11 protein-coding genes and 1 pseudogene are annotated in these 15246 nt (G+C 38.2%); 9 read left to right on the forward strand and 3 right to left on the reverse strand.

The genetic code is table 11. The features are described 5' to 3' along the window. Window positions 1-205 precede the first annotated feature (205 nt). Together F1325_RS06135 and F1325_RS06140 are read left to right on the forward strand one after the other, a co-directional pair. The gene (locus F1325_RS06135) at window positions 206-1531 is read left to right on the forward strand and encodes a colicin E3/pyocin S6 family cytotoxin (RefSeq protein ID WP_160230122.1); all 1326 of its coding nucleotides are present in this window, start codon (window positions 206-208) and stop codon (window positions 1529-1531) included. A gap of 13 nt (window positions 1532-1544) precedes the next feature. Further along, window positions 1545-1802 carry a colicin E3-like toxin immunity protein gene (locus F1325_RS06140; protein ID WP_160230123.1) on the forward strand — a complete coding sequence of 86 codons (258 nt, stop codon included), beginning with the start codon at window positions 1545-1547 and terminating at the stop codon, window positions 1800-1802. Between the two features lie 308 nt (window positions 1803-2110). On the opposite strand, the gene F1325_RS06145 is transcribed toward F1325_RS06140, so the two are convergent. Next, window positions 2111-3268: a YcbX family protein gene (locus tag F1325_RS06145; protein ID WP_109373543.1), complete on the reverse strand. Its 1158-nt coding sequence runs from the start codon at window positions 3266-3268 to the stop codon at window positions 2111-2113. A gap of 108 nt (window positions 3269-3376) precedes the next feature. Here F1325_RS06145 and rlmKL point away from each other — a divergent pair, with 108 nt between their 5' ends. From rlmKL to F1325_RS06180, 7 genes and pseudogenes are all read left to right on the forward strand, one after another. Continuing rightward, a complete protein-coding gene (gene rlmKL, locus F1325_RS06150) occupies window positions 3377-5491 on the forward strand; it encodes a bifunctional 23S rRNA (guanine(2069)-N(7))-methyltransferase RlmK/23S rRNA (guanine(2445)-N(2))-methyltransferase RlmL (RefSeq protein ID WP_160230124.1) in 2115 nt (704 codons plus the stop codon). Between the two features lie 6 nt (window positions 5492-5497). Beyond that, window positions 5498-7426, forward strand: a complete 1929-nt coding sequence (locus F1325_RS06155) for an ABC transporter ATP-binding protein (RefSeq protein ID WP_109373545.1) — start codon at window positions 5498-5500, stop codon at window positions 7424-7426. A gap of 85 nt (window positions 7427-7511) precedes the next feature. After that, window positions 7512-8801: a membrane integrity-associated transporter subunit PqiA gene (gene pqiA, locus F1325_RS06160; protein WP_109373546.1), complete on the forward strand. Its 1290-nt coding sequence runs from the start codon at window positions 7512-7514 to the stop codon at window positions 8799-8801. Continuing rightward, the gene (pqiB, locus tag F1325_RS06165; protein WP_160230125.1) at window positions 8794-10446 is read left to right on the forward strand and encodes an intermembrane transport protein PqiB; all 1653 of its coding nucleotides are present in this window, start codon (window positions 8794-8796) and stop codon (window positions 10444-10446) included. The genes pqiA and pqiB overlap by 8 nt, the downstream gene beginning before the upstream one ends. After that, entirely contained in the window at window positions 10446-11018 is a 573-nt protein-coding gene (pqiC, locus tag F1325_RS06170; RefSeq protein WP_109373548.1) for a membrane integrity-associated transporter subunit PqiC, read from the forward strand. Before pqiB ends, pqiC begins: the two co-directional genes overlap by 1 nt. A gap of 670 nt (window positions 11019-11688) precedes the next feature. Next, window positions 11689-11859, forward strand: a complete 171-nt coding sequence (gene rmf, locus F1325_RS06175; protein ID WP_023581348.1) for a ribosome modulation factor — start codon at window positions 11689-11691, stop codon at window positions 11857-11859. A 283-nt stretch (window positions 11860-12142) separates the two neighbouring features. Next, window positions 12143-12346 (forward strand): annotated as a pseudogene (locus F1325_RS06180) (zinc ribbon domain-containing protein); the annotation flags it as partial. Window positions 12347-12612: 266 nt separating this feature from the next. On the opposite strand, the gene fabA reads toward F1325_RS06180, so the two are convergent. Beyond that, window positions 12613-13131, reverse strand: coding sequence for a bifunctional 3-hydroxydecanoyl-ACP dehydratase/trans-2-decenoyl-ACP isomerase (fabA, locus tag F1325_RS06185; RefSeq protein ID WP_023581351.1), 519 nt, complete (start codon window positions 13129-13131; stop codon window positions 12613-12615). An 83-nt stretch (window positions 13132-13214) separates the two neighbouring features. Then, on the reverse strand, window positions 13215-14957 hold the full coding sequence (locus tag F1325_RS06190; RefSeq protein WP_109373550.1) for an AAA family ATPase: 1743 nt from the start codon (window positions 14955-14957) through the stop codon (window positions 13215-13217). Between the last annotated feature and the right edge of the window lie 289 nt (window positions 14958-15246).

Consider the following 15246-nt stretch of genomic DNA (forward strand, 5'->3'; position numbering starts at 1 on the left):
TAATAAGATAATTCTTATTAAATAAACTGTTTTATTTAAAATAAAAAAGAAGGTAAGGGAAAATTATCTTCTTTATGTCAAATGTGAGCTATAGATCAGGAGGTTTATAACACTCGTATCAAAAAACAGAATAGTCAAATAATGGTGTGTTGGTCATATTAGATCACTATCGTCATTGTATGATTTAATATAAAAAGGAATTTATATGAGTGAACGTGTCAAACCGATCGAGGTCATGAAGCGTAATATTTGCCCTGTATGTGCAAAAATAGATTGCATCTTTTTAACAAAAGATAAGCATTGTAAAGAGATGATGGATGCTTTCAGGGAAGGTGATATAACCAAAGCGATAAAAATTTATTCTCAGCGTTATCTACAGTATGCGGGGATGATGAGTGGTAGTTTAAAGAAAGCGGTTGGATCATATGATTCTATTGTTCAAATGTTAACTTCGGCACCTAAGCAGCAAATCAGTATTTCTGCTGAGTTAAATACAGCAATAACATCTGCTCAATCTACGTTAATCCCAGGAAAGAGTATCAATAAAGCTAATTTAGCCCCAGTGGCTATTTTTACTCCAGTGGTAACAACGACAAATGCAACGGTTGCATCAGAAACGTTAGGGGCTATTTTAGGTCGTGCATTAGGTTTAGGTGCAGGCCTCATGCTGTATTCTCCTCCAGTTGGAGTAGGGAGTGATAGATACCCTTCGATGATTTATCAAGAATTTCCCCAAAATAAAGAAACTGCGCTTACTGAGGCAGGTCAGAGATTAAATATTCCTAAAGAAGCGCAATTAAGAGATATTGCAAAGCAAAAAGGGATAATTAATACCTCGGCTACTGTCATTGAACAGGTAGTTAATGGAACAAAACAAATTGAGTTAGTGAAAACGAATGTACCAGTTAAAACTCGAGTAGTTGAAGCGAGAAAAACTGTTGAGAAAGGTATTTTTGCTTATACTTTACCAAATGAGAAACAAGAAAGAATTGTTCAGATTGGTAGTGCGGAGATCTTAACGGGTACTGCATTACCTCAGCCAGAAAGACATAGATATCTACTTGGCAAGGTCTATGATATTCCTAGATTTAATAACTTACCTTTAGATGCCCCCACTTTTTTTACAGAAAGTGAGAAAGAGCAGTCTTCGCTGAAAGAGCCTATAATTTTAGTGTTTCCATGGGAATTGGGAATAAAACCAATTTATTTATCGACAGGGAAAAAAGATAAACCTCGCCAAGGCGTAAAAGAGCGTGGTCATAGTTATCATCCAGCACCAAGAACTGAAGATATTAAAGGATTGGGTATTCTTAAGCCTGTCCAAGGTAAAACACCTAAACAAGGTGGAGCAGGCAAACGTAATCGCTGGAAAGGTGATAAAGGGCGAAGGATCTATGAGTGGGATTCACAGCATGGTGAGCTGGAAGGATATCGCGCTAGTGATGGACAGCATATTGGGGCATTTGATCCAAAAACGGGTAAGCAGTTAAAACCAGCAGATCCTAAACGCAATATCAAAAAATTTCTATAAGGTAGATAAGATTATGGGATTGAAATTACATACTCAGTGGTTTGATAAAAAAACAGAAGAAATTATAGGCGAGGAATACTCAAAAGATTTTGGTGATGATGATTTTTTGATTGATGAAACAATTGACCCGAAAGATGAAAATATCATTAATAATGGGGTTTTTGATTTACATGAAGATTGGGTTAAAGCTATTCAAAAGCATGTTACACATAAAATTGAATTGAATAAGTATATTTACCAAATTTCTTTCGATTACCGTGATAAATGGTAATGAACAAGCGCATATAATATTCACTTACATCATTTTAAAAGTCTCTTAACGGAGACTTTTTTTTGCACTGGAGATATCATAGAAAAATCAGTTGTTTAATAAACTAACTCGCTCATTCCCAATAAATTTTTTCATTACCTTTGTACTTAATAAGGTGATGCAGTTCTGGAAAATCATAATACTGCCAATGCAATGATATCGAGGGTGCATCAATAAACTCAGTTATATATGATTGGGGTAAAATTAATCAATTTAACATTTACTGATAACGATATATATCATACATAACTGTGTTTATATTGAGTTCTTTATTTCATTTTTTTGTTTATATCTATTTGATTTTTATTATCTTTAAGTGAAAGTTTCACATTACCTTTAGGAATGCAACTACAGGCTAAAATTTTACCTGAGCGTTTAATTGCTCCGGCTTTTAATGCATTAACATCGCCTTCATCTAATTGGATAACACAAGAGCCACAAAGGCCAGCTCGGCAACTATAAGGAATAACATAACCATTATTTTCAAGCTGTTCTAACAGGACTTCTTGGTTATTACCCTCAAAAATTTCACCGTTAAATTCAATACTGACAGTCTGTTCTTGTGCGTGTTCAACAATAGGTGTTGATTGCGTTTCAACAGGTACTGTTACAAGATATTGTTTCGCTTCTTTATAAGCTAATACCTCAACAGTATCTCCCACGCGAATTATGCCAGTTTGACGAATGATGACATTTTGACCAAAATCGACATCACCTGTTTCATCGCTACGGAATGTTTGCAGTGTTGCGAGTGGTTCTGTGTTAGGATGTTTAACACCTTTATCAATACTTATAGTGGTCATGATGCAACGGCTACAAGGTTTCATCAGGTCCATCACAACAGAGCCAACACGAATAGTCTGCCAAGTATCTTCTTCAAAAGGCTTTGCACCTGTTATGAGGATATTACCTCGAAATTGCTCAATATTAATTGAAGCGGGGCAACGCTGTTGTAAGTATTGAAATGAGGCTTCATTAATTAATAAGTAAGGGTAACCATCAGCGAAAGAAACAGCGGTTTCTGGATTCTTTTTCACTCGGCGTGTCGATTTTTCGCCTGTCCAACGAAGTTGAACATCCATTTTTAAATAACGACTGAACCACTGATTTATTTCATCTGGTGCCACATACGCGGTAAAATGGTTGCCCCAAACTTCTGTCGGTTGCAATGTGGTTTCAAAATCTTGATAGGTGATAGCAATGCCTTCACCATCAGGTGCTTGAATATAAATACCATTTGCCATGACAGTGGGAATAAAACACAGCAAAACGGGAAATTTTCGTGCCGTGATAAAAGTCCCTTCAGGGGTGGTTATCATAAAATCGCGATCAAACGTGAATCCGCTCTCACGAGCAAATGCATGAGAAAGTCGAATTCCCTTCATTGATTTAACTGGGTGTATATAAAGGCGTGAAACGTTGATCATCAGTGCTCCCAAAAAGACATTATTATTTTTTATAGCCAGTAACTTTATGACAACGTAATACAATTAGCTATAATGCCCAACAATTTTATTTTAGGTGGTAACAATATTATGCGCTCTCTGTTTGCCAGCACAGGCCGAGGTCTGGAAGAACTATTAAAATCTGAACTTGAACACTTAGGTGCTCAGGCTTGCCAGATAACACAAGGCGGTGTTTATTTTCGTGCTGATGATAAAACCATGTATCAGTCTTTACTTTGGAGCCGTTTAGCGTCGCGTATTATGTTGCCGTTAAATGAATTCAATGTTTATAGTGATCTAGACTTATATCTTGGTGTGCAGGCAATTGATTGGAGTGAGATTTTTACTGTTGATCAGACTTTTGCTATTCATTTTAATGGCACGAATGACATTATTCGCAATAGCCAATATGGTGCATTAAAAGCGAAAGATGCCATCGTTGACTCATTCCAACGTAAAATAGGGCAACGTCCAGATGTCGCTAAACAATCTCCTGATATCCGCTTAACTATCCATCTTCATAAAGAAAAAGCCTCGCTATCTTTAGACTTAAGTGGCGATGGTTTACATCAACGTGGTTATCGTGATTTAACAGGTCAAGCGCCTTTAAAAGAAAATTTAGCTGCTGCTATTATTATGCGTTCAGGTTGGAAAACTGACACACCATTAATCGATCCAATGTGTGGCTCTGGTACATTATTAATTGAAGCAGCGATGATGGCGACTGATTGTGCGCCAGCATTAAATCGTGTGCATTGGGGATTCCGTCATTGGTTAGGCCACGATGAAGCGCTATGGAAAGAAGTGACTCATGAAGCTTTTGCCCGTTTCCGTGAAGGCAAAAAGAATACAACAGCGCGTTTTTATGGCTTTGATGTTGATAGACGTGTGTTGGATATGGCGAGAGCCAATGCCCGCAGAGCGGATGTGGCTGAACTGATTACATTTGCTCACGGTGATGCAGCTAAACTGACAAACCCTGTTTCAACAGAAATAAAAGGGACAATTATCAGCAATCCACCTTATGGTGAGCGTTTAGAAAGTGAGCCTGCATTAATTGCTCTGCATAGCCAATTAGGAAGAGCGATAAAAGCACATTTCCCAGGTTGGAGATTGTCACTATTTAGTGCATCACCTGAACTGTTAAGTTGCATTCAATTACGTGCTGAACGAGAGTTCAAAGCAAAAAATGGTCCTCTTGATTGTGTACAAAAGAACTATTTACTTTCTGATACACCATCCACGATTAACACTGGACTTGCGGAAGATTTTGCAAACCGTTTACGTAAAAATGAGAAAAAACTCGCGAAATGGGCAAAACAACAGCAAATTGAATGTTATCGCTTATACGATGCGGATTTACCTGAATATAATGTTGCTGTAGACCGTTACGGCGATAAAGTGGTTATTCAAGAGTATGCACCACCTAAAACAGTTAATGAACACAAAGCCCGCCAGCGTTTATTTGATGTAATTAGCGCAACAATGGAAGTACTGGCATTACGTTCTGATCAACTGATTTTAAAAACACGCCAGCGCCAAAAAGGTAAGCAGCAGTATGAAAAAATGGCCGAAAAAGGTGATTTCTTCTTAGTTGACGAGTTTGGTGCAAAATTCTGGGTAAATCTAACCGATTACCTCGATACAGGATTGTTCTTAGATCACCGTATTGCACGAAAAATGCTGGCTGAAATGAGTAATGGAAAAGACTTCTTAAATCTTTTTGCCTATACCGGTACGGCTTCTGTTCATGCAGGAATTGGTGGTGCAAAAAGCACAACAACCGTTGATATGTCCCGTACTTATCTTGAATGGGCTGAGAAAAACTTCCAAGCGAATGGCTTATCAGGTAGACAACACCGTTTAATGCAAGCAGATTGCATTCAATGGTTAATGCAGAGCAACGAACAATTTGATGTGATCTTTATCGATCCGCCTACGTTTTCTAACTCAAAACGAATGGAAAACACCTTTGATGTACAGCGTGATCACATTGAACTAATGAAACATTTAAAACGTTTGTTGAGAAAAGGCGGAACAATTATGTTCTCAAATAACAAACGTGGATTCAAAATGGAACATGACGAGTTAGCAAAAATTGGGTTGTGTGCAAAAGAGATAACACAGAAAACATTATCACAAGACTTTGCACGTAACCGTCAAATTCACAATTGCTGGCTGTTAACTCATGCTGGTGAGGAATAATTTACAATGCCGTTAATTAGTTTGACTGGGGCTTATTTATCTTTCAGTGATGCCCCACTATTAGATAGCACCGATTTATTTATTGAAGAAAATGAACGCGTTTGTTTAGTTGGGCGCAATGGTGCGGGTAAATCAACACTATTAAGAGTGTTATCTAAAGAGCAACCTTTAGATGATGGTCAAGTTGTTTATGAGCAAGATCTTGTAACTGCTCGCTTACAGCAAGATCCCCCAAGAGATATTGAAGGCACTATTTTTGACTTTGTTGCAGAAGGCGTTGAAGAAGATGCTAAATATCTAACGGATTATCACCATATTTCTAAACTGATTGAGACAGACCCTTCTGATAAAAATCTCAATAAAATGGCAGAGCTACAAGAAGTACTTGATAGTCGTAACTTGTGGTTGCTTGATAGCCGAATTGCAGAAGTACTAGAAAAACTCGGTTTAGAGGGTGAAGCAGAGCTTTCTTCTTTATCAGGTGGTTGGTTAAGAAAAGCAGCATTAGGGCGCGCACTAGTCAGTGCACCAAGAGTATTATTTTTAGATGAACCAACAAACCACCTTGATATTGAAACGATCCTTTGGCTTGAGAAATTCTTAAAAGATTTCCAAGGAAGTATCGTGTTTATTTCCCATGACCGTTCATTTATCCGTAATATGGCAACGCGTATTATCGATCTTGATCGTGGAAAACTTTCTTCATGGCCGGGAAATTACGATAAGTATCTTGAAAGTAAAGAAGAAGCATTGCGTGTTGAAGAGCAACAAAACGCAGAGTTCGATCGCAAATTAGCGCAAGAAGAAGCGTGGATACGCCAAGGCATTAAAGCACGACGTACTCGTAACGAAGGTCGTGTAAGAGCATTAAAAGCACTACGTGTTGAGCGTAGCGAACGCCGTGAAGTGTTAGGCAGTGCTCGTATGCAGGTCGAAGAAGCAACTCGCTCTGGTAAAATTGTATTTGAACTTGAAGATGTTAATTACAGCATTGGAATGCGTAAGTTAGTTCGTGACTTTTCTGCCAAAGTACAACGTGGTGATAAAATTGCGCTGGTGGGGCCAAATGGTTGCGGTAAAACCACTTTATTGAAACTCATGTTAGGTGATTTAAAAGCAGACAGCGGACGAGTTCATTGTGGTACTAAGCTTGAAGTCGCTTACTTTGATCAGCACCGTGCGGCACTTGATCCTGATAAAACAGTGATGGATAACCTTGCAGAAGGTAAGCAAGAGGTGATGGTAAATGGCCGTCCTCGCCATGTACTTGGTTATTTGCAAGATTTCTTATTCCCACCTAAACGTGCGATGACTCCTGTTCGCGCACTTTCAGGGGGTGAGAGAAACCGTCTATTATTGGCACGTTTATTCTTAAAACCTAGTAATTTACTAATTCTCGATGAGCCAACCAATGATCTCGATGTTGAAACATTGGAATTACTAGAAGAGCTCGTTGATGCTTACCAAGGCACTGTTTTACTGGTTAGCCATGACCGTGAATTTGTTGATAATAGTGTTACTGAGTGTTGGATCTTTGAAGGTGATGGTGTTATTAACAGCTACGTTGGTGGATATTACGATGCTCAGCAACAACGAGCACAGTCGGTTTCACTAAAGAGTGAGACAAATAAATCACGCAACGCACCAGAAAAAGCTGAAAAAGAAACAAAAGTGAAAGATAGCTCTAAAAAGAACACTCGTACTAATAAGTTAAGTTATCATTTGACACGAGAGCTTGAGCAACTTCCCGCTAAATTAGAAAGCTTAGAAACGCAGTTAAGTGAATTACAAGAAGAAGTAAGTGGGGCGGATTTCTTTACTCGTCCTCATGAAGAGACAGAAAAAGTCTTAAAGGCGCTTGCTGACAAAGAACAAGAACTTGAAACGGCTTTTGACAGATGGCAAGAGCTAGAATTGATGCAAAACGGCGAATAGCCAACCGAAAACGGGGCATCACGCCCCGTTTTACTTTCTGGATTAAATATTCTTTTATTGATTATTCTAAATAAGAGGTGTCGCTGTGTGCTCTGGTCAACAACATCGTCATGAACATAAACATGAGCAAATATTATGTCCTCAGTGCGATCTGGTGGTCAGTGTTCCTGAATTAGTACAAGGAACAAAAGCAACATGCCCTCGCTGCCATACTGTGCTAACTGCACGTTGGCGCCAACCTTTTTATCAACCTGTTGCGTTAGCAATCAGCGCATTGTTTATGCTGTTAATGGCGAGCCAATTTACTTTTGTTAGTATGGAAGTGGCAGGTATTGCTAATAATGTCACACTGATGCAAATTCCAACGGTGATGTTTAGTGAAAACTACGTTGAACTAGGTGCCTTTTTCCTATTGTTTGTGCAGATTGTGCCCGCTTTTTGCATGATCGCAATCTTGCTTCTTTGCACACCTGTTAAATTACCAAGAAAGCTACAAATTTGGTTATCGCGTATTTTATTTCAACTAAAATCGTGGTGTATGGCAGAAATTTTTCTTGCAGGAATTTTAGTTAGCTTTGTAAAATTAATGGCTTATGGTGATATTGGGCTGGGGTTGAGTTTCCCACCTTATGTGCTTTATTGCTTATTTCAAATTCGTGCTTTCCAATGTCTTGATAGACATACTTTATGGGAAAAATTAGAGCCTCGTCCTGCTTATCCTGACATAGAATCGGGTAAGCCGGGATTAAAACAAGGTGTAAGATTATGTCGTTCATGTACGGCAATTTTACCTGCCGACCAATATGAATGTAGTCGTTGTGAAGTCAAAGGACATGCAAGAAGGCCGAAAAGTTTGCAATGGACAGTATCACTGTTGATTACTTCGTTGATCCTCTATATCCCCGCGAATTTATTGCCGATTATGGTGACTGAATCATTGGGTAATAACCTTTATTCAACCATTATGGCAGGGGTCATTTTGCTCTGGGAAGATGGTTCTTATCCTGTTGCAATGGTGATATTTATTGCCAGTATTATGGTGCCAAGTTTAAAAATGGTAGCAATAGCTTGGTTGTGTTGGGATGCACACAAATCTAATGGGAAAAGAGATCCTGCTAGAATGCATTTTCTCTACGAAGTTGTTGAATATGTAGGGCGTTGGTCGATGATTGACGTCTTTGTAATTGCTGTTTTAGCTTCATTAGTCAGAATGGGACGTCTGATGAGCATCTATCCTGATTTTGGTGTGGTGCTATTTGCATTGGTTGTAGTGCTAACTATGTTCTCTGCAATGATGTTTGATCCTCGGTTGACGTGGGATAAGTGTACAACCGATGATGATAAACCCACGATTAAGGAGCCTAAGGGTGACTGAAAAGAATGAAACTGCTTTAACTGAAGCAAAAATTAACAAACTAAAAAGCTGGTCTCCAGTTTGGATCATACCACTTGTCACCTTACTGATAGGTGCATGGATACTTTATTATCATTTCAGCCATCAGGGTCCAGAAGTTACATTAATTACCTATAATGCAGATGGCATTGAAGCAGGTAAAACCAAAATTAAAAGCCGCAGTGTGGATATCGGTTTAGTTGAAAGTGTCACACTCGATAGCAATTTTAGTCGCGTTATCATCACAGCGCGCCTTGATACTGGCATGAAAGAGTTATTACGTGCAGATACCGCATTCTGGGTTGTAAGACCGCAAATAGGTAAAGAGGGTGTAACGGGTTTAGGCACCTTGCTTTCAGGCGCATATATTGAGCTACAACCAGGATTAACGGGTAAAGAAGAAGATGAGTTTAATCTTCTTGATGCACCGCCACTTGCTTCGCCTGATGCAAAAGGTATTCGCATTAATTTAGTGAGTGAAAAAGCAGGTCAATTAAATGCAGGTGACCCAGTTTTATTTAGAGGTTACCAAGTTGGTTCAGTTGAAACCAGTGAGTTCAATATTGATACAAGAGATATGCATTATCAACTCTTTATCAAAGCACCTTATGACAAAATGGTGACATCTAATGTGAGATTCTGGAAAGATTCAGGTATCGCCTTTGATATGTCTTCATCGGGTGTTCGTGTTGAAATGGCATCACTTTCCACATTGTTTAGTGGTGGCGTTAGTTTTGATGTTCCAGACGGATGGTTACCAGGCGATCAAATTGCACCTAAAACAGAATTTAAACTTTACGATAATGAGAAGAGCATTCAAAACTCGCTATATACTGATTATCGCAGTTACATTATGTTTTTCTCTGATTCTGTAAGGGGATTACAGGCGGGGGCACCTGTTGAATTCCGTGGAATTCGCATGGGTACTGTTGTTCAAGTACCTTATTACACTAAAGGCATGCAACAATCACTGGATAAAGATTTTCGTATTCCAGTGCTAATTCATGTTGAACCAGAGCGTTTTGCTAATGATGTTGGTGAAAGTTTTGACTTCGTCAAAGAGATCACTTCAGCCTCTAATAATGGGCTAAGAGCCTCTTTAAAATCGGGAAATCTTTTAACTGGTGCGCTTTATATTGACCTTGATTTCTACCCTGATGCAACAAAATGGGAAGGCCCTCAAGAAGTTGCTGGTTTCCAACAAATACCGACTACAAGTTCAGGTTTAGCGCAAATTCAGCAAAAAGTCATGACATCACTTGATAAGATCAACAATCTTCCTGTTGAGCCAATGCTTAAAGAGATGACGGCAACGTTAGCTGAAAGCCAAAAAGCAGTTGCTGAAGCGAAAGAGACACTAAAAGCATTGAATACCATGATTGGTAGTGATGAATTTAGAAATCTTCCTAATGATATTCAACAGTCATTGAAAGAGATTAATCGCAGTATGCAAGGCTTCCAACCGGGCTCTCCTGCATACGGAAAAATGATTGATAATATGCAGCAGCTTGATCAGGTTTTAAGAGAGATGCAGCCTTTATTGAAAACATTGAACAATAAGAGCAACGCATTAATTTTTGAAGCGAAGGAAGGTAAAGATCCAGAACCGAAGAGGGCTGAAAAATAATGAAATACATCATTGGGGTATTTGTATTGATGCTAACGGCATGTTCAAGTCAGATTGATAAAACGTATTATCAGTTGCCCGATGTTTATCAAGGTGGCGTGTCAGAACAAGTCTCGACAACACAGTCAGCCAAGAAGCCCCAAATTTGGGTTCAGCCGATCCGTTTGTCTAATATGCTAGTTAATGCAGGAATTGTTTATCAAACGACGGATATTAACTATACCGTGGCTAACCAACATTTATGGATTAATCCACTTGATCAGCAATTACAACAGAACCTTATTTCAGGTTTAACAAAAGCATTGCCGGATACAGTTGTTGCTAATCAACCGGTTGAAGATAATCTTGCGAAATTAACCGTTACCGTTAATTACTTCCAAGGTCGTTATGATGGGCAAGTGATTATTTCAGGTGACTGGATCTACGCTGAAAATAATAAGGTTATTAATCAGCCATTTTCTTTAGTTTTAACACAAACGGAAGATGGTTATCCTGCTTTAGTGCGTACATTAGGGCAGGGATGGGAGCAAGTTGTTTCTGAGATAGCGAAAGCAATTCAAGCTCAATACTAACTGACTTAGCATTACGTTTATTTAAACCCAATATTCTCTTAAATTGTATTTAAGTTGAATATTGGGTTTTTGTTTATATCTAAAAGAGAAAAGGTGAAGAAGAGTTAAACTTGGCGTATTGCATAGCATTTTTTTAGAAGATATGTAACTTGTATTTGAAGAGTTTGAATTAATAGAAGTATGTAAGAGGTATTAATAGCTTATTTTACCTCCAATGATGGCTAATTCCTTAATAAAGCAAAGGTAATTAAAAAGAGTTTTCTACGAAAAAATAAAAATAGAGCAAAAAGTTATATTTATAAACTAAGTCTTATATTGACATAAACTTAAAAATAAACATTATTATATCTTATTTAATTTATTGATTTTCTAAGATAAAAATAAATAAAGTTGTTTTCAATTAATAATATTTATTAAATGTCAATAGTTTATGTTTTGTTTGAATATAACCCATTAAAAGAATTAGATAATATTTAAATCAAATCATTAAATAAAATAAATAATAACATTGGGTATTACATTTTTAGCTGGCTCAACATCACAAATATGACATTTGTATTAACTTCTTTACTTGCTTAAATGCGTAATAAAGCGTATCAATTTATAGTGGTTGTTGAAAAAACAATCATTATCTTTCCGCTTAAACTTAGAACGTGAGGGTTGTCTAGATATGAAAAGACAGAAACGAGATCGTTTAGCAAGAGCATTATCGAAAGGTTATCAAGCTGGTATGCAAGGTCGTTCAAAAGAACTTTGCCCTTATTTCGCCATTGATGCGCGTTCACATTGGCTTGGAGGTTGGCGACAGGCGATGGAAGATCGCCCTAGTCTGGTAAAATAAATAACCCGTCGTAGTGAAATATATCATGGCTAATTTTGAGTCCTATTGAATATTATCACTAAGATTTTACCGACAATCAAAACGAGGGTTATTTATATATTCCTATGTACATATTGAGCATAGGACAATTTGGGTATAAATAACAAACAATCAATTTGGATATAAAAAAGGCTTACATTTTTGTAAGCCTTTTTACGTTATATTGTCATTATTTTTTTATTCTGATCCATGAGAGTTTCTACGTAAACGAAATCCATAAATAGTAAGAAAAATAGCAAGTATTCACTGTTGCGGTCACAAAATGCCGGAGATGCCGTTAAATAAACGCATCTGGCAATGTCCTGAGTGCGGAGTTGAACATGATCGCGATATCAACGCGGCAATCAACATCGAACACAAGGGTATACTGGAATTACAGGCGGCGGGTCTCGTCGTCTCTGCCCATGGAGGCCAGCATAAATCCGTCGCAGAGACGGTTGCGGCCTAGGAAGTGGGAAGCCTAGCTCGACAGGGCGGGGAGCAGTCACTAGGATTACTTGTTTATCTTACATACAGCTTATCTTTCTCTCTTAAAATAAAACATTATTTTAAGAATCTAAAAGATAAACAATCGACAGCATGTATTGATAAAAACTGAGTTGAATATGATCTGTTTTTTATAAAAAAATAAATATGCTGTTATCATAGATAAAAAAATACCGTGTACTTTATGTTACACGGTATTTCTATAATAGGTTCGGGTGGTTATCTATCTTAGAATGCAGTTGTATCTTTAAATAAGCCAACTTTTAAGTCTTTTGCTTCATAAATCAGCTTACCATCAACATACACTTCACCATCGGCAATACCCATGATCAGTTTACGATTGATAACACGTTTGAAATCAATTTTATAGGTAACTTTTTTTGCTGTTGGTAATATTTGTCCAGTGAATTTAACTTCACCAACACCAAGCGCACGGCCTTTACCTTCACCACCAAGCCAGCCAAGATAGAAACCAACAAGTTGCCACATGGCATCTAGGCCTAAGCAACCTGGCATAACAGGATCATTCACGAAGTGGCAATCAAAGAACCATAAATCTGGCTTGATATCGAATTCTGCTTCGATAAAGCCTTTATTATGGGTGCCGCCATCTTCTGTCATTTTAATGATGCGATCCATCATTAGCATATTACCAGATGGCAGTGGTGGGCCATCTTGGCCAAATAATTCACCACGGCCTGAAGCAATGAGGTCTTCTTTAGAATAAGATTCGCGTTTATCAACCATTGTCTATATAGCCTTTATCAAGTGTAAGACAACAGAATAGCTTACACTTGTACGCTGAACAACTCCGATCACTTGAAACAGAATTATCTGAATAGACGTAAGAACCAAGGTAATTTAGGTCTATCCTGATTATTTGCAAGTGTTATACGATCATGAATAACAGCTAACAAGTGTGAGTCCGATTGTTCTGGTTCACATTGCTCTTCATAATATGGCTGACGAGTCAGTAACGTTATCGCTTCCGCTACATGAGTGACAGGCCAAATATGAAATTTTTCTTCTTTTACCGCTTGTTGTACATTTTCGTTGAGTACAAGATGGCGAATATTGGCAAGAGGAATAATTACGCCTTGTGCACCAGTTAGCCCTCTTTGTTGGCAGATATCAAAGAAGCCTTCGATTTTCTGGTTTACGCCGCCAATCGGTTGGACTTGACCAAATTGATCAACGGCACCTGTAACAGCAATTTGTTGATCAATAGGTTGTTGTGCCAGAGTGCTAATAAAAGCACATAATTCAGCCAGAGAGGCGCTATCACCATCAACCTCGCCATATGATTGTTCAAAAACAATCGAGGTGCTAAATGGCTGTGGTTGGTCTAAACGTAATTCTGAGTTTAAATAAGCTTGCATAATCATCATTCCTTTAGCATGAAGATTGCCACCAAGCTCAGCTTTTCGCTCAACATCTGTAAACTCACCATCACCTATATGTGCAACGCAGGTAATGCGAGTTGGTTCTCCGATTAAATCAGGATATCCAGGGTAATCCAAGACAGAAAGTCCATTGATTTGACCAACAGCTTCACCTTCTGTTTGTATCATTACTTGGTCTTGTAAAATCTCATCACGACTACGTTCTAATAAATAACTGTGTCGCCATAGGCGATTTTCTTCTGCTTTTTTTAATGCATCAGCATTTAGAGAAGCACCATGATTAAAACGTATTGCATAACGAAGCTGGCGTAAGATCCATTCTAAATCTAGGCTTAGCATCAGCTGATCTTCATGTTGTCTTGCTGCTTGTGTTAGCAAGACTTCCCAAGCATCCGCAGATAGAGAAGGGAGGCTATATTTTTGGCACAATGAATTTACAAAGCCACACCATTGAGAAAGAGCGGTTTCGTCTTCTAAATACATATCGTATTCATATTCACCATATAAAGCAGTGCTACTTAGCTCAGGCTCCATAAATTCAAGCTCTTCAAGGCCTAATCTATCACCGACTAAAATAACCCGTAAATTGAGAGGCATGCTTTCAATAGGCAAAGGCAGGGATTGATTGTCATTCCAAACAAGCCACTCAAAACGCTGCTCTTCAACCATTTTTTTAAGGCGGAACCACATTAGTGGTTGTGCAAGTAAAGATTTTATAGAGAGGACTAAAATGCCTCCATTTACTTTATGCAATAAGCCTGGGCTGAGGGTAACTTCGTCTTTATGGCAATAGAATGAACCAAAGAGTTGTTCTGGCTCTATCCATTGGCAACAAGTAATAGATTCTGATGATGAAAATGCACCTTGTACATTTTCTTGCCAGTCGATTTTATTGGTTTCTGCTTGATAGCTGCCAACAACAGGATCAGTTTTGATCCCTGATTGCGTTAATGTGTCTGTCAGCATATCAAAGTAAGCAGTAGAATCATCCGCTTTTAACAGCATAAACTGCCCTGAATCTGCATTGTTTAACCATTGCAGGCTTTCATACAGGCGAGGTTGAACCTCACGAAGTAGAGATGCAGGTAATTGAGATGCTGTTTGAAAGAAAGTTTGGTAGGAGGCGTAATCAGGACGTAACGCCTGCCATTCTAATTCGTTGTTTTTCAAGGTTACCGTTTTTATTATTGATTAGTGAAAAGAGATAATTAGATATCGTATAAGTCGATACCTATCCTGCAATAAGACGGTTCTTTAACTGTCATCAACTGCATAGGCAGGGAATATGTACCGCTACGACCTTATAATGACAGGTTAATAATTGGTCATTAAGGTTTTATGATAGCGACGCTCGATTCTATCATAACGTGCTCAGAAAACTATCCCTTATCAAGGCTTGTTATTAATTGATAAGAAAGATTATCTAAAATAACTTTGCCTATAAAATAGTCAAAAAATT

Source organism: Proteus columbae (assembly GCF_009914335.1).
Lineage (GTDB): Bacteria > Pseudomonadota > Gammaproteobacteria > Enterobacterales > Enterobacteriaceae > Proteus.